The 15181-nt window shown below is 59.1% G+C and carries 13 protein-coding genes and 1 riboswitch; of the genes, 7 read left to right on the top strand and 6 right to left on the bottom strand.

Annotated features, from left to right (window positions below):
- Positions 1–2 precede the first annotated feature (2 nt).
- Complete coding sequence (locus GA0061103_RS05350; protein WP_092707745.1) at positions 3–1733, top strand: M14 family metallopeptidase; 1731 nt, start codon at positions 3–5, stop codon at positions 1731–1733.
- On the opposite strand, the gene GA0061103_RS05345 is transcribed toward GA0061103_RS05350, so the two are convergent.
- On the bottom strand, positions 1725–2615 hold the full coding sequence (locus GA0061103_RS05345) for a LysR family transcriptional regulator (RefSeq protein ID WP_092707743.1): 891 nt from the start codon (positions 2613–2615) through the stop codon (positions 1725–1727). The genes GA0061103_RS05350 and GA0061103_RS05345 overlap by 9 nt on opposite strands.
- A 104-nt stretch (positions 2616–2719) precedes the next feature.
- Between GA0061103_RS05345 and GA0061103_RS05340 the strand changes: the two genes are divergently transcribed.
- The 3 genes from GA0061103_RS05340 to GA0061103_RS05330 all read left to right on the top strand — a co-directional run bounded on the left by GA0061103_RS05340 (position 2720) and on the right by GA0061103_RS05330 (position 5800).
- Positions 2720–3958: a YbfB/YjiJ family MFS transporter gene (locus GA0061103_RS05340; RefSeq protein WP_092707741.1), complete on the top strand. Its 1239-nt coding sequence runs from the start codon at positions 2720–2722 to the stop codon at positions 3956–3958.
- A gap of 17 nt (positions 3959–3975) precedes the next feature.
- Positions 3976–4458, top strand: coding sequence for a YybH family protein (locus GA0061103_RS05335; protein WP_092707739.1), 483 nt, complete (start codon positions 3976–3978; stop codon positions 4456–4458).
- Between the two features lie 76 nt (positions 4459–4534).
- Entirely contained in the window at positions 4535–5800 is a 1266-nt protein-coding gene (locus GA0061103_RS05330) for a glycoside hydrolase family 5 protein (protein ID WP_092707737.1), read from the top strand.
- Positions 5801–5851: 51 nt separating this feature from the next.
- Here GA0061103_RS05330 and GA0061103_RS05325 read toward each other — a convergent pair whose 3' ends face one another.
- Both GA0061103_RS05325 and GA0061103_RS05320 read right to left on the bottom strand, forming a co-directional pair.
- Positions 5852–6916: a glycosyltransferase family 2 protein gene (locus tag GA0061103_RS05325; RefSeq protein ID WP_092707735.1), complete on the bottom strand. Its 1065-nt coding sequence runs from the start codon at positions 6914–6916 to the stop codon at positions 5852–5854.
- A gap of 243 nt (positions 6917–7159) precedes the next feature.
- Positions 7160–7954, bottom strand: coding sequence for an SDR family NAD(P)-dependent oxidoreductase (locus tag GA0061103_RS05320; protein WP_092707733.1), 795 nt, complete (start codon positions 7952–7954; stop codon positions 7160–7162).
- Positions 7955–8149: 195 nt separating this feature from the next.
- Here GA0061103_RS05320 and GA0061103_RS05315 point away from each other — a divergent pair, with 195 nt between their 5' ends.
- Both GA0061103_RS05315 and GA0061103_RS05310 read left to right on the top strand, forming a co-directional pair.
- Positions 8150–9088 carry a GlxA family transcriptional regulator gene (locus GA0061103_RS05315; protein ID WP_092707731.1) on the top strand — a complete coding sequence of 313 codons (939 nt, stop codon included), beginning with the start codon at positions 8150–8152 and terminating at the stop codon, positions 9086–9088.
- Between the two features lie 105 nt (positions 9089–9193).
- The gene (locus GA0061103_RS05310) at positions 9194–9796 is read left to right on the top strand and encodes an inorganic diphosphatase (protein WP_092707729.1); all 603 of its coding nucleotides are present in this window, start codon (positions 9194–9196) and stop codon (positions 9794–9796) included.
- Between the two features lie 448 nt (positions 9797–10244).
- Here the strand turns inward: GA0061103_RS05310 and GA0061103_RS05305 are convergent, their stop codons facing one another.
- From GA0061103_RS05305 to aptA, 3 genes are all read right to left on the bottom strand, one after another.
- The gene (locus tag GA0061103_RS05305; RefSeq protein WP_092707727.1) at positions 10245–10850 is read right to left on the bottom strand and encodes a hypothetical protein; all 606 of its coding nucleotides are present in this window, start codon (positions 10848–10850) and stop codon (positions 10245–10247) included.
- A 466-nt stretch (positions 10851–11316) separates the two neighbouring features.
- Positions 11317–12507, bottom strand: coding sequence for a formaldehyde dehydrogenase, glutathione-independent (gene fdhA / locus GA0061103_RS05300; RefSeq protein WP_092708697.1), 1191 nt, complete (start codon positions 12505–12507; stop codon positions 11317–11319).
- Between the two features lie 222 nt (positions 12508–12729).
- Positions 12730–12929: riboswitch (cobalamin riboswitch) on the bottom strand.
- Positions 12930–13119: 190 nt separating this feature from the next.
- On the bottom strand, positions 13120–14454 hold the full coding sequence (gene aptA, locus GA0061103_RS05295; RefSeq protein WP_092708694.1) for an omega-aminotransferase AptA: 1335 nt from the start codon (positions 14452–14454) through the stop codon (positions 13120–13122).
- Positions 14455–14597: 143 nt separating this feature from the next.
- Here aptA and GA0061103_RS05290 point away from each other — a divergent pair, with 143 nt between their 5' ends.
- Positions 14598–15146 (top strand): cupin domain-containing protein, encoded by a 549-nt coding sequence (locus GA0061103_RS05290; protein ID WP_092707725.1) that lies wholly within the window; start codon positions 14598–14600, stop codon positions 15144–15146.
- The last annotated feature ends 35 nt before the right edge of the window (positions 15147–15181 follow it).

Here is a 15181-nt window from a genome sequence, read left to right as displayed (position 1 = left end):
TCATGACCGTGATTTTCGAGAGAAGTTTTGAGCGCACGCTGTCGCGCCTCGTCGCCGATGCCAAGCCCGGTCAGAATTTCGAGGCGTGGACCTTTGATGACAGAGAAAGCCGCGAGCAGGCGGAACGCGCACTCAAGGAAAAGGGCGTACAGGCCCGCATTCGCAGCGCCTACAAGCCGCTGGTGAATGCCTTCATCGAGGAAATAGACCTGCAAGACGTGGATGCGATCGAGATCCGCTATCCGGTTCATCCCAATGCACCGGAGAACCGCTTCCGGCTGGAGGCCTATCCGCTTGCGGCGATGGTCGGTGATCGGGAGATCAGCTTTGCCGCGCGTGCCGACAGCGACTTTCACTACGATGTTCTGCTGAAGACCAAGGCGGGCGGCGAGCGGCGCTTGAAGGTGCTGGTGCCCAACCGCGTCCATATCGATGCCGCCGGCGAGACTAGCGTTTCCCCGACCGGCTGGCTCATGCGAGACGGCGATCCGACGGGCGAGCGGCTCGCCACGGACTACGAACAGCTGTTCGAAGAAACCATCAATGCGGTCACACACTTCGACTGGGGTGCAAGCGAACCCTATTTCGAGGAACTGAACATTCGTGTTGCCCTAGCGGTGCTCGACGAGGCCTTGCCTGTCGGCGACGAAGTCATGAGCCTCCACGAAGCGCTGCATGAGGATTTCTATTTTTCCCTGCTCGAATTCTTCCAGAAAAAGTCCGGCCGCCCGCTCGGCGATCGTGGCCTGAAGCCGGGGCAGATCGTTCCGCAGATCCTGCAATCCACAGGCGAAATCTCTGTCAAAGTCGAAACGCAGCCGCTATCCTCACGCTACTGGGATGGCCCGGAGCAGCCGATCGAGACGGCATTGGAACCTCTGGCCGTGCTGCAGATCGAGGCCGAGCTTAACAAGATCGGCGGCAAGGCGTTTGAAGCTGCGACCCGCTCCGGCCGCACCGTTCGAGCGCGCTACATCAAGGGCAGCGACGCGGCCGTGATGATCAGCGGCGGCCAGCACGCCAACGAAACGACCGGCGGCGCGGGCGCGCTGCGGGCAGCGCGGCGGCTGGCAGGGGTCGAAGGCACGCATTTCACGATCTCGCCGCTGGAAAATCCGGATGGCTACGCGCTGCATCAGCGGCTGCGCCAGGACAGCCCGCGCCACATGTATCATGCCGCCCGCTATACCGCGCTTGGCGACGACCTCGAATATCGGACCGAGGAGACTGCCGGCCCCTATCTCTTTGAAAAGACAATCCGCTTCCAGGCGGAAAGGCTGAGCGGTGCGCGGCTCCACGTCAACCTCCATGGCTATCCGGCGCATGAATGGACGCGCCCACTCTCCGGCTATGTCCCGCGCAATTTTGCCATGTGGACGCTGCCGAAAGGCTTTTTCCTGATTGCCCGCTATCATTCCGGCTGGGCAGCTCAAGCCGAGCAGCTTCTGGACAAGGTTACCAAGCACCTCGGCGCCATCCCCGGTCTGCTGGATTATAACGATCGTCAGATCGCGCTCTACGAAACCCATGCCGGCGAAACAGGCTTCCGCATCATCAACGGTTTCCCCTGCCTCGCCGATATCGACGATCGCCATAGCGTGCCGATGACGCTGATTACCGAATATCCGGACGAGACCATCTACGGCAACGCGTTTATCGCCGGTCACACCGCCCAGATGGAAACGGTGCTTTCGGCCTATCGCGCCTGGCAGGAGATTATGGCTTCAAGCTAAGCCGCCAGCCCAATCTGATCGCGCTGAACGAGCCATATCGAGCAGTGCGGTCATAGCACTGGACACATAGGCGTCCGAACGGCGCACGAAGAGCGTATCCACCAGCGATCGCTCCGGCGGAAGTTCGTGGATCGCGACCTTGTCGTCCCGCGCAGCCGCAGCAACCACGCCTTTCGGCAACAGAGTGATGCCAATGCCCGCCGATACGCAGCTGATGATGGTGTCGAGAGACCCGAACTCCAACGGCTTCGACGTGACGATGCCCATATCGGCCAGAAGCGCCTCCAGCCGTTGCCGATAGGAACATCCGATTTGGAAGACAATGGTCTTCAGATCGGCGATCCCGGCTAAATCCTCCATTGCTTGAATGGCGGGCGATGTCACCAGGACCAATTCCTCGCGAAAGATCACCTCGTGGTCGAGATCGGGATGGTTGACGGGGCCTGCCACGAATGCTCCCTCGATCCTGCAGTTGACGACATCATCGATGAGCCTGCGGGTCGTGCCTGTCGAAACGACGAGACGCACCTGCGGATAGGTCTTGGCAAACTGGCCCAAGAGCGGTGACAGACGCAGCGCCGTGGTCGTCTCGAGGCTGCCGAGTGCCAATGTCCCTCCCGGAGAGCCATCGTCCTTGGCGGCGGTGCGGGCATCGACCATGAGTTTGGTGATGCGCCCGACAAAGGGCAGCATGCGCTCTCCCGCCGGCGTGGTCGACACGCCCCTTGCATGCCGCTGGAAGAGGCTGACGCCCAGCTCTTCTTCCAATGCCCGGATCCGCGCCGTCACATTCGATTGAACAGTGTGCAGCTCCTGCGCCGCCCGGTTCATGCTGCCGTGCCGCGATACCGCTTCGAAAACCTTGAGATCGGATACGTCCATACTCTTCCTATCTCCAATAGAGATAACTGCTCTCATAATAATTCAGTTTTTATGATATAGCGCGCAGCCTATTCTCTCAAGCACAGATAGCTGAGAGAGACGCCATGACCGATGCTGCCGCACACGAAACCGACCGGAACCATCATGATGCCCGTACTGCATGGCGTGCCATCCTGTCAGCCTTCTGCGCCTGCCTGATCGGTATCGGGCTTGCCCGTTTCGCTTATACGCCGCTTCTGCCAGCCATCGTCGATGCGCATTGGTTCGATGCCTCGGCAGCCGCCTATCTCGGCGCTGCAAATCTTTCCGGCTATCTGATCGGCGCATTGCTCGGGCGACCACTCGCCGCGCGTATTTCGACCATCTTGACGCTCAGGATCATGATGCTTGCCGCAACGGCGGCCTTCTTTGCCTGCGCCTTCCCTATCAGCTTTCCGTGGTTCTTTGCGTGGCGTTTTGCAGCCGGCCTTGCCGGTGGCGCCTTGATGGTACTCGCAGCGCCGAGCGTCCTGCCGCTGATCACACCGTCTCGCCGAGGGCTTGCCAGCGGTATAATCTTCATGGGCATCGGCGCCGGCGTTGCACTATCGGGCACATTGGTTCCCCTGCTGCTGCAACAGGGCTTGCGCGAAACCTGGCTCGGCCTCGGCGCCCTGTCGCTACTTCTGACGATCATTGCCTGGGCCGGATGGCCGCGCGATGTCGTCGGCCACACCGCCGCAAGCCGTCATACCACGCATGTCCCGAAACGCTGGACGCTGCGTGCGCTCTATATCGAATATGCGCTGAATGCCGCAGGCTGGGTTCCGCATATGATCTTCCTCGTGGATTTCGTCGCCCGCGGATTGGGAGAAGGCTTGCAGGTCGGCGCGGAATACTGGGTGCTGTTCGGCCTCGGCGCCACTATCGGCCCGATCCTTGCCGGCCATCTCGCGGATCGCACGGGTTTTGCCGCAGCACTGCGGTTTGCCTTTCTTCTCGAGGCTGTCGCAGTCGCCATTCCCGCCTTTGGCCACGGGCAGGCTTGGCTCATCGCCTCGAGCCTGATCGTCGGCGCATTCGTAACCGGCACGGTTCCCCTGATGCTCGGCAGGATCGCGGAGCTGCTGCCGCATCACCCGGCGCAACAGAAAGGCGCCTGGAGCCTGGCAACCGTATTCTTCGCACTGTTCCAGGCGGCAGCCGCCTATGGACTTTCCTTCGTCTTCGCCCGAACCAGCGGAAACTACTACCTGCTCTTCTTCATCGGAGCCGGCGCCATGGTTCTCGCTCTGGCGATCGATCTCTCCGTCGCGATGCTTATCCGCACTCCGCAGGAGCACGCCGAGGATCATGATTCATAACACCAGGAGAATTGGACATGTCAGAACTTTTGATTGAAATTGCCGGCAGCGAAAGCGTGATGGGCGATGGCGGCGCGCTCGATGCACTCATCGGCTTCTATCGCGCCTTCAATGCCGGCGACCTGGATGCGCTCGCCGCAAACTGGGCCGATGGCGACAGGCCAAGCATGGACAATCCGATCGGAGGCATCCGACGCGGATGGCCGTCGATCCGTGAGGGCTATGCGAAGCTGTTTGGTGGAAAGGCGAAAATCCAAGTCGCATTCCACGATTTCACCAGCCAGGGCGGCGATGACTGGCATCTGTTCGTTGGTCGAGAGAAAGGAAGTTGCGTTGCGGCAGGCAGAAGCATCGAGCTTCGCATTCGAACGACACGCTGGTTCATCAAGATCGACGGTGTCTGGCGTCAGCTTCATCACCACGGCTCCATCGAAGAACCCGCTCTGCTTGCCGCCTATCAGGAGATTATCTTCGGTGCGCCGCTGGATCGACCGGCGTAGATAGTGTCACGAGATTTTGGTCCTCTGCGCGCTACCTTGCCCACATGGCGCCAAAGTTTCACGCGAGTTGGGATTCATGAGGCATTTTCTGCTGTTGCTCGCCAGCCTGTCCATTCTCTGCCTGGGGTCATTTGCACCGCCGGCACAGGCCGAGGGATTCGTTCGCGCCGATCATCAGCGGATCGTCGACGGCAAGGGCAATCCCCTCATCCTGCGCGGTCTCGGCCTCGGCGGCTGGATGGTGCAGGAGGGTTACATGATGGGCCTTGCCAATCTCAAGGCGCAGCACATCATTCGCCGCCGCATCTCCGAAGTCATCGGCGAGAAAAGGACCGAGCAATTCTATCGATCCTGGCGCGAGAATGCGGTAACGAAAGCCGATATCGACGCGATGGCCAAATGGGGCTTCAACAGCGTGCGCCTGCCGATGCACTGGAACCTTTTCATCGAGGACAAGCACGGCAAGAACACCTCCAGGAACATTGTCTGGAACGAAGAGGGCTTTCGGCGAGTCGACCTTTTGATCCGCTGGCTGAAAGCCAACGACATGTATTTGATCCTCGACCTGCATGCGGCGCCAGGCGGCCAGGGTCATGACATCGCCATTTCCGACCGCAATCCGAACAAGCCGTCGCTCTGGCACAGCGATGAGAACCAGGCAATGATGATCGCGCTGTGGAGCGAGATCGCCCGTCGCTACAGGGACGAGCCGACGATCGCTGGTTACGATCTGCTCAACGAACCGAATTGGGGTTTTCAGGACAAGAAAGACAAGGGCGGCTGCCGCGAGACTGAAAACCGGCCGCTGCGTGACATCTATCAGCGCACCATCCGCGCCATCCGCGCGATCGACACCAACCATATGCTTGTTATCGAGGGCAATTGCTGGGGCAATAATTATGCTGGCGTACTGCCAATCGACGACCGCAATACGGCGCTCAGCTTCCACAAATACTGGACACCGACGACGCAGGAATCGATCGAACCCTTCCTGAAGCTACGCGAGCAATATGACATGCCGCTCTGGAACGGCGAATCCGGCGAGAACAACAATGAGTGGTATGCGCGCGCCGTAGAATTGCAGGAAAAGAACGGCATCGGCTGGTCATGGTGGCCATTGAAGAAAATGGGCGCCGGCAATCCGCTGGAGATCAAGACGAATGCAAATTATCGCCGCCTGACTGCCTATCTCCGCGGCGAGGGCAAGAAACCTCTCGCCAAGAGCGCCTTTGCCGGGCTGATGCAGCTTGCAACCGACAGCCGCTATGACAGGAATATCCATCATCAAGCGGTGGTCGACGCCTTGATGGGACCTTCGCGCAAATCAGACGCGGCCGAATAGGATCACCGTTAATCCATTGGCGCGGGACACTCCATGTTTCCTGCAATCCAGCTATTCCATCGCATGCCTGATGGTCTTCGAGAGACGCAGGAGAAACGGAGGCCGGGACGAGGCCACAAGCTTCCACGAGAGGATGGTCTTTGCCATATCTCGAGGCAGGACGCCGATGGAAAGAAACCATCCGGCCAGCATCAGGCGACGCTTTCGCGACGCGTTCATCTTGAGACTGGCAACCGCGCCGGCCGCGGCAAGAGAGAGCCTGGAATCATTCGCGACAGGATGTTGGTCCCTGTCGATGCAAAGCGATGCCAACCGCTCCTCCAGATGGACGGGATCGCGCAGGCCGGCATCATCAGGCATGTCCAGTCCGATCTCCATTGCCTGATCCGACAGGGCCGCCAGCCGACGGAAATCATGCGCTATGCGCCAGCGCGCGCGCTGGCCGAGCCTCTCGGCGAAGACGGAATGATTGGCGCCATGGATACGATAGGCACCGAGGCAATCTTCGATTGACGTCACCTCGCCGTGGAGCGGTGCAACCGTGGCAAGATATCCATCGGCGCCCTGGCGAAACTCCGGCTCCGGGACCGGCATGACCTTGTCCAGCACCGAACGCTTGAATGCCAGACCGCTGGTGACCGTCGTCTGATAGCGGCCTTTCCGCAGCAAGTCCGGAGTGACGTCGCCGGAATCGAAGGGCAATTCTACGGGTGGGAATACATCCTTTACATGCATCTGTTCGTCAACGATATGCAGCCTGAACTGCACCTGGGCTGTCTTCTCCTCCCAGGCTTCGACAACCTCTGACACCGCATTCGGATAGAGATAATCATCCGCATCGAGAAACAGCACAATCTCGCCGTGGCTGGATGCGAAGCCTGTGTTGAATGCTGCAGCATGTCCACCGTTCACCTCGCGCAGACATGTCTTTATTCGAGAACCATAGGAGGCAATGACATCTGCTGTCGCGTCGGTCGATGCATCATCGACGACGATGACCTCGGCATCGTCGTAATCCTGATCCAATGCGCTGTCGATGCTGCGTCTCAGAAAATGCGCGTAGTTGTAGTTCGCAATGACGATGGAAACGGGAGTGCGGTCTTGGATGGAATACATCGCATTGAACCTCGCAGATCTGCTTTGGTCGCGGCGAACCTTCTCATTCAGGTCCTGATGGATGACGTCGATACTGGCTGGGATATATCCCGACGCATAAGTGGTATTACATGATATGCCATGCAGCCGATGCCTGGATCATGTCGATCCGTCTTGCCTTTCCGAACCTCACCAGTTTTATGGCTTTTGAATGGCCGGCCGGCATGATGTGAATGCCGGCCACCCTGTTCATTCGACAGATTCTTACTTCACTTGATAACGTCGAGCTGCAGTAGACCGCGACAGATTGGGCTTCAAAGCCTGCCGCGCATCTTCATAAACCCTCTGCAGATCGACATCTTCGAGAGCGGGAATCGTCGCCAGCTCGTCCTGATCAAAGCCAACCAGCGCGGCATCGACCATATCCTCGGTCGACATGACGATCTCAGATGGCAGATGTTCGACGGGGACGCCGGCGACCGCCCAGAATTCCGTTGCGGTCGCGCCGGGCAGAACTGCCTGTACGCGAATATTCTTGTCCGCCAGCTCATGCTTCAGGGACTGGCTGAAGGCAAGGACGAAGGCTTTCGTACCGCCATAAACGCCATTCAGCAATTCCGGTGCGATTGCGACGATCGACGCGATATTGATGACGGAGCCGCCACCACGCTGAACAAAGCCTGGCACGGCTGCATAGGTCAGCCGCATGAGCGCAGTGACATTCAGATCGATCATCTGCTGCATCTTGTCGACATCTGCCTCCAGCAGGGGTGCCGCCCCGCCAAAGCCGGCATTGTTGACGAGAAGCGTGATCGCTTCATCCGTCTTCAGCACATGTTCCACACGACGCAGCCCGCTCGCGGAGCCGAGATCTGCGGCAATCACTTCGATCTTGCGTCCCGTCTCGGTGCGCAGCCGATCCGCAATCGCCGAAAGCCGCTCTTCATTGCGCGCCACCAGAATGAGATCGAAGCCCCGATGGGCGAGCCGGTGCGCATAGACGGCGCCGATGCCCGAAGAAGCGCCCGTTACCAATGCCTTGCCCGATGAATTTGTCATTGTTTCCATTCCTTGTCCTGCGGCGTCACTATCCCGCATGCAATAACAATACGCGCGAATGCGGATGACCCAAATGTCATATTCACAACGTTTTCAGACATTCAAAACAGTAAACAATGGCCGGAATCGTAGAAAGTTGATGCCGTTTGCGACCGATAAATGCTATAAACACCTTTTCCAGCCGTGAGCTTTGCCATGCATTCCATTGGATTTCTCGTCTTCCCGGGCTTTCAGGTCATGGGATTTACCGCAGTGACCGCCTTCGAGGTCGCAAATCTGGCGAGCGGGAGGGAGCTCTACCGTGTAACGCTGCTATCGGAGACAGGAGGACATGTACGCTCGTCGGCGGGGTTCAGCGTCGAAACGGAAGCATTTGGCGACGCTGCTTTCGATTCTCTTTTCATTGGTGCGGCGACGGAAGTTTCATCCACATCTCCCGCGATCCTCGACTATATCCGTCGGGCCGCAAAATCCGCCCGGCGCGTTGCGGCTCCGTGTACCGGCGCCTTCGCTTTGGCGGAAGCCGGCCTGCTCGATGGCCGCCGCGCAACGACACATTGGGTCTTTGCGCGCGAGCTGCGGGATCGTTTCCCTGCGCTGAAGGTCGATGAAGACAAGATCTTCATCATCGATGGGGCCATCTGGACATCGGCGGGCATGACCGCCACCATCGACCTCGCCCTTGCGATGATCGAGAAGGATCACGGCGAGGAACTGGCACGAACCGTGGCCCGAAAGCTCGTCGTCTATCATCGTCGCGCCGGCGGCCAGTCGCAATTTTCGACGCTTCTCGAGCTGGAGCCGAAATCCGACCGTGTTCAACGCGCGCTCGACTTTGCCGGACGAAACCTGCGCAAGATCGTATCGGTCGAGGAGCTGGCGGAGGCGGCAAGCCTCAGCCCGCGCCAGTTCAACCGTGTCTTTCGCAGCGAAACCGGCCAATCCCCCGCCAAGGCGATCGAGAACATGCGGGTGGAGGCTGCAAGACTGATGATCGAAGACGGCCGCCATTCGATGGACGAAATCGCCACCGAAGTCGGCTTTGCCGATCGCGAGCGCATGCGCCGCGCTTTCCTGCGCGTGCTCGGCCAACCGCCGCAGACGATCCGCCGCAATGTTCGCACATTCGGGTAGAGGCTGAATCACGACCACTTAGCTGTGCATTCGCCGATCTATGTCACAAGCCCGTAACAACCCCTGATTAGGGCGATAGCGTTCAACCTTAACGCGGGGGCGTATATGAAAAAGCTTATCTCCGTCATTGCAATGACGATCCTTTCCAGCGGTGTTGCTTCGGCTGCCGACTACGTGTCCTATATCGACTATCCTCAGCCGAAGGACGAAAGCCAGGAATTCTACACCGCTATCGAAATTCCTGCCGGCAGCTTCACCAAATATGAAATCGATGCCAAGACCGGCCACATCGTCGTTGACCGCTTCCAGTCCATGCCGGTCGCCTACCCGGCAAACTATGGTTCCATCACCAGCTCGCTCGGTGGCGACGGTGATCCGCTCGACGCCATCGTTTATACGCGCGAACCGATCGTTCCCGGCGCCATCGTCCGCGTGCGTGCAATCGGCGTGCTGAAGATGATCGACGGTGGCGACGTCGACAACAAGATCGTTGCCGTACCGACGACAAAGATCGATCCGACCTATGACGGCATCAAGGAAATCTCCGATCTTCCGAAGCTGGAACAGGACCGGCTGCAGGCATTCTTCCGCGTCTACAAACAGCTTCCGGATGCCCGCAAGGTCGTCGAAGTCGGTGGCTTCGACAATGCGGAAGCGGCGAAGAACGAAGTCGCCGCCGCCATCAAGGCCTATAGCGAGAAGAAGTGAAATCGACCGGAAGGGGCGGCATATGCCGCTCCTTCCGGATTGCTGCACGGTATGGAATGAACCTTCTTAGAGCCGAGCGTCATTGCGCCCCCACGATCGCTCAGCTCAAGGAGAAGTCTCGCTCAGCATGTCTGCCTGTTGCAGTCTCATGCCGCTGCCTCGAAGCACCCACTACAACGATTGCTGCATGGTTTGTCGGCCGTATCAATCGACTATCCGCAGGTTTGATCCGATGCGGTAGGAGCTCCGACCAATACGTCAGCACCGATAGCCGCATAGCCACCTTATTGGGCTAGTATCTCTCTTCCGGCTCAGTTCAACTCTTGGGACCGGCAACATCGAAGATATATCCGCCATGATGCTTGCTCGATGGCGCAGCCATACATCTACGATGACTTGAGCATGTTTCAAGCCAAGAAAAAGCCCGCATGAAGCGGGCTTCTTGGACTTATTCTGCTGCGCCTGCAGCCTTCGTTTTGCGCGTGCGCTTCGGCTTTGCTGCCTCTGCAGCAGCCGGTGCAGGAGCAGCTACGGAAGCAGCCTTTGTCCGAGCAGCTTTCGGTGCTGCCGCTTTCGGTGCTGCCTTGGTAGCAGCGGGCTTGACGGTGGCCGACTTTGCCGCTGCCGCGGGCTTGGTAGCCTTCGCCTTGGCCTTCGACGTCGCTGCCTTGCCTCCAGTCTTCGCCGCATTCAGAAGTGCGACGCGACGCTGGCGGTTCTGCTCTAGAGCCTGCCGGAAGCCGGCATCATGCTCTGCATGATAGGCGAGATCATCGAGAAACTCAGCCACGTCCTTGATCGCGTCGACAACAACATAGCTCAATCCACGACCGGCGTTGACGGAGTCACGACCGACCGTCACGCCAAAGCCACCGGGAACACGCTGGAACCAAGTGGAGCGCCACTTCTTGAAGCCTGCCGCGTCTCGCTCGTACTCCTCCAGATATGCCTTCTGTTCCGCTACTCGAGCACGAAATGTATCGACAACATTGCGTGCGCCAGCCTTCGGCTTGTCAGCCTTTTTTGAAGTCCATTTCTCAAGAAAGTTTGCCATTGATCCGATCTCTTCAGGTTAGCGTTCTTTGTCAAGCCGCCGTTGCTTAGGAAGCGATGACGAAGCTCCTCCGCATGGATGCCCGCATATATGTAAAGGATAGATGTATAATGGCAACATAATACGTCATTATTGTCGATAATTGGGCTTTACAGCCGCCTTTTGGAGACCATGGATGCTCGATTTTCGCGGATTTCGCGACCTGACTAAGCATTTCCGAACATGATCTGAAACTTCGGCAAGGCTTGCTGCGGCGCATACTTGCTTGAAATACCCTATGGCGGTGCACAAACCTGGGAGATGTATCGACAGGTAGTTGATGCCGTCTCTGGCTCTTGCCGCCATTTTGTTGTCCGGCAAACTCATATGCGTTCGTCTTTACGAGACCGAGGGCGGAGGTAGCAACCTCCGCCCTCGGTCTATCTTCACCTTGGGATCATGCCGTGATCCTGTGCGTTCTTCTTCTCTACGCCGCCTTCGTCAACTCGCCATGCGGATCGAGCACGAACTTCGTTGCGGCACCTTGATCGAAACTCTCATATCCTTGTGCCGCATCTTCGAGCGAGATGATCCTTGCGTTGACAATGTCGGCAATCGGCAGCCTGTCGTGCAGGATCGCCTGCATGAGCTGGCGATTGTACTTCAGCACCGGCGTCTGTCCCGTATGGAAGGATTGTGCCTTCGCCCAGCCGAGGCCGAAGCGCAGAGACAGGCTGCCCTGCTTGGCGGCACTGTCCACGGCACCAGGATCTTCCGTCACATACAGTCCGGGAATGCCGATCGAACCGGCGGCTCGTGTAATCTCCATCATTTGATTGAGCACGATAGCCGGCTGCTCGCCGCCCGCATGACCACGCGCCTCGAAACCGACTGCATCGATCGCACTATCCACTTCATTGGTACCGACGACTTCCGCGATCATGTCGCCCAGACGATCGCTCTTGGAAAGATCGATGGGCTCGAAGCCGACCTTGGCTGCATGCGCAAGGCGATCCTTGTTGAAGTCACCGATCATGACGACGGCAGCGCCCAGGATACGAGCGGAAGCGGCAGCAGCCAGACCAACCGGTCCCGCACCTGCGACATAGACGGTAGAACCCACTCCGACGCCCGCACGAACGGCACCGTGAAAGCCGGTCGGCAGGATGTCGGACAGCATGGTCAGATCGCGGATCTTCGCCATCGCCTTGTCACGGTCGGGAAACTTCAGCAAGTTGAAATCCGCGTAGGGCACCGTGACATAGCGCGCCTGACCACCGATCCAGCCGCCCATATCGACATAGCCATAGGCGCCGCCGGCGCGCGAGGGATTGACCGTCAGGCAGACGCCGGTGTCCTGCGACTTGCAGCAGCGGCAGCGGCCGCAGGCAACATTGAACGGCACCGAGACGATGTCGCCGACATCGAGCATCTCGACATCGATGCCCTTTTCGATGATCTGCCCGGTGATCTCATGTCCAAGCACGAGGCCGGGCATCGCAGTCGTGCGGCCACGGACCATATGCTGATCGGAGCCGCAGATATTCGTGGAGATCACCTTCAGGATCACGCCATGTTCGATGCGTCGACCATCCGGCGCCTCCAGCTTCGGATCGTCGATATCGCGCACCTCGACCTTGCCCGGCCGCATATAGACGACGCCTCTGTTCCCAGTCATGCGATCTCCTCCTTGATTGAATGCTTGATGATTGCCCGAAATGTCGGACTTCTTCGGATCGGCCCGCTCCTCAACGGGCTGAACGGCAGCAAAATCGGTCTCGGGAGCGACAGCTTGCGGCATCCCGGCCGGCGCATGCGTGACTGATAGGAAGCTGTACGAGATTGGAACGGGGTGACCTCGGAGAACCCCCATTCGCCTCTCGATCGCCCACCGCGATCAGTCAAGCCTGCCGTCAAGGCTGGTTTCCGGGCTTGGGACCTGTCCATTCGGACATCCCGACACCTTCCCGGCACTTCTGCCAGTGGCATCAATCGGGACATTCGGTCCGCTACCGTTGCGGGGGCAGCACCGGCCTTTGACCGGTTTCCCAATTCTCCATCGGGACGCTTCCCGATGGCACCTTGAACATGTCCAGAAGATCACGCGCAGCGGCGCGGTGCACACGGGAAAACGACATCGTCGCTCTGCTGGGCGACATGAGGCGCTTTCATTCCATATGACAAGCCGTTGCCAGCGATCATGTCGCGGCAAAGGGCGGAAGCGGGCGCAGCGCTTCACGGAAATCGAGCCTGACCGATGCTGTCCCGCGCCGGTCAGGCTCAGAGATTATCAGGCCGCCCGCTTCAACGCATCGCCGAGCATGGAGACGATCGTTTCGATCTCAGCGCGCTCGATGATGAGCGGAGGAGAGAGAGCGATAATGTCGCCGGTTACGCGGATCAACAGGCCCTTCTGGAAACAATCGACAAAGACGTCGTAGGCACGCGTGCCCGGCGCGCCGTCACGGGGCGCGAGTTCTATGGCGCCGACGAGGCCGAGATTGCGGATATCGACCACATGCGGCAGACCCTTCAGCGAATGCAGCGCATTCTGCCAGTCCTCGGCCAGTTCGGCTGCACGCGTCAGCAGGCCTTCTTCCTCGTAGATTTCCATGGTCGCAAGTCCGGCGGCGCAGGCGACCGGATGGCCGGAATAGGTATAGCCATGGAAGAGCTCGATCTGGTTTTCCGGGCCGATCATCAGGCCGTCATAGACCTTGCGGCTGGCAAAGACGGCGCCCATCGGTATCGTGCCGTTGGTGATGCCTTTTGCTGTCGTGACGAGATCGGGAACGACACCGAAATATTCCGTTGCAAACGGGGTGCCCAAGCGGCCGAAGCCGGTGATCACTTCATCGAAAATCAGCAGGATGCCATATTTGTCGGCGATGGCGCGCAGCCGCTCCAGATAGCCTTTCGGCGGCAGGACGACGCCGGCAGAGCCGGACATCGGCTCGACGATGACGGCTGCGATCGTTTCAGCACCGTGCAACGCGACCAGCCGTTCCAGATCCTCCGCAAGCTCGATGCCATGGGCGGGAAGGCCCTTGCTGAAGGCGTTGCGCTCGATATCAAGCGTATGGCGCATGTGATCGGCAGGAATCTGCGGAAAGACGCGGCGGTTGTTGACGAGACCGCCGACGGAAATGCCACCGAAACCGACGCCGTGATAGCCCTTTTCCCGGCCGATGATGCGGGTGCGCGTACCTTGCCCGATCGCGCGCTGATAAGCGATGGCGATCTTCAGTGCGGTATCGACCGACTCGGAGCCGGAGCCTGTGAAGAAAACGCGGTCGAGCCCGGCTTCCGGACCGCCCGGCGCATGTGCTGCAAGCTTTGCAGCGAAGTCGAAGGCAATCGGATGGCCCATCTGAAAAGTCGGCGCGTAGTCCATGGTGGAGAGCTGACGCTCGACGGCCTGTGCGATCTTCCTGCGACCATGGCCGGCGTTGACGCACCAGAGGCCCGCCGTCCCATCGAGCACCTTCTTGCCGTCGACATCGGTGTAATACATGCCGTCGGCGGCAGCGAGCAGGCGCGGAGCCGCCTTGAACTGCCGGTTTGCCGTGAACGGCATCCAGAAATTGTCGAGAACAGGAGTGTTGGGGTGGGTGATCTTGTCCATGGTCGCCTCCATTGCGCTATCCCTGACATCAGCGATTTTCCTGTTCCGAACAAGTCCTTTTCTTGCCGAATTTAACCCATTGATTTTACTTATATCACATGAGATGTTTTCGATATTTCGAACATCTGAAACCCGAGACCGTAATGTCCGTCGATATCGGCAATCGCCTGCGTCATCTGCGCCTGGCGCGCAACCTCTCCCAACGTGAACTCGCCAAGCGGGCGGGCGTCACCAATTCGACGATTTCGCTGATCGAATCCAATTCGGCCAATCCATCCGTCGGTGCGCTGAAACGCATTCTCGACGGCATCCCGATCGGCCTTGCCGAATTCTTCGCCTTCGAACCGGAAGCGCCGAAAAAGGCCTTCTATGCGGCCGAGGAATTGGTCGAAATCGGCAAAGGCCCGATTTCCTATCGCCAGATCGGCGAAAACCTCTTCGGCCGCAGCCTTCAGATCTTGAAGGAGTGCTATCAGCCGGGCGCCGATACCGGCAAGGTGCCGCTGGTGCATGAGGGAGAGGAAGGCGGCATCGTGCTCACCGGCCGCCTGGAGGTGACAGTGGATGACGAACGCCGCATTCTCGGCCCGGGTGACGCCTACTACTTCGAAAGCCGCCGCCCGCATCGCTTCCGCTGTGTCGGGCCATATCCCTGCGAGGTCATCAGCGCCTGCACGCCGCCGAGCTTCTAGTGGACGGTGAAACCGGACGGCCTGCGCGCACGATT

The sequence above is a fragment of the Martinezella multihospitum genome (assembly GCF_900094585.1).
In the GTDB taxonomy this organism is placed as follows: Bacteria; Pseudomonadota; Alphaproteobacteria; order Rhizobiales; family Rhizobiaceae; genus Rhizobium; species Rhizobium multihospitium.
This window is presented reverse-complemented; position numbering and strand designations above follow the sequence as displayed.

Coding starts and splice junctions, on each gene's coding strand:
- GA0061103_RS05335 (WP_092707739.1), top strand. CDS start 3,976: ATGTCAGAACTTTTGATTGAAATTGCCGGCAGCGAAAGCGTGATGGGC.
- GA0061103_RS05320 (WP_092707733.1), bottom strand. CDS start 7,954: ATGACAAATTCATCGGGCAAGGCATTGGTAACGGGCGCTTCTTCGGGC.
- GA0061103_RS05345 (WP_092707743.1), bottom strand. CDS start 2,615: ATGGACGTATCCGATCTCAAGGTTTTCGAAGCGGTATCGCGGCACGGC.
- GA0061103_RS05315 (WP_092707731.1), top strand. CDS start 8,150: ATGCATTCCATTGGATTTCTCGTCTTCCCGGGCTTTCAGGTCATGGGA.
- fdhA (WP_092708697.1), bottom strand. CDS start 12,507: ATGACTGGGAACAGAGGCGTCGTCTATATGCGGCCGGGCAAGGTCGAG.
- GA0061103_RS05310 (WP_092707729.1), top strand. CDS start 9,194: ATGAAAAAGCTTATCTCCGTCATTGCAATGACGATCCTTTCCAGCGGT.
- GA0061103_RS05330 (WP_092707737.1), top strand. CDS start 4,535: ATGAGGCATTTTCTGCTGTTGCTCGCCAGCCTGTCCATTCTCTGCCTG.
- GA0061103_RS05325 (WP_092707735.1), bottom strand. CDS start 6,916: ATGTATTCCATCCAAGACCGCACTCCCGTTTCCATCGTCATTGCGAAC.
- GA0061103_RS05350 (WP_092707745.1), top strand. CDS start 3: ATGACCGTGATTTTCGAGAGAAGTTTTGAGCGCACGCTGTCGCGCCTC.
- GA0061103_RS05305 (WP_092707727.1), bottom strand. CDS start 10,850: ATGGCAAACTTTCTTGAGAAATGGACTTCAAAAAAGGCTGACAAGCCG.
- aptA (WP_092708694.1), bottom strand. CDS start 14,454: ATGGACAAGATCACCCACCCCAACACTCCTGTTCTCGACAATTTCTGG.
- GA0061103_RS05290 (WP_092707725.1), top strand. CDS start 14,598: ATGTCCGTCGATATCGGCAATCGCCTGCGTCATCTGCGCCTGGCGCGC.
- GA0061103_RS05340 (WP_092707741.1), top strand. CDS start 2,720: ATGACCGATGCTGCCGCACACGAAACCGACCGGAACCATCATGATGCC.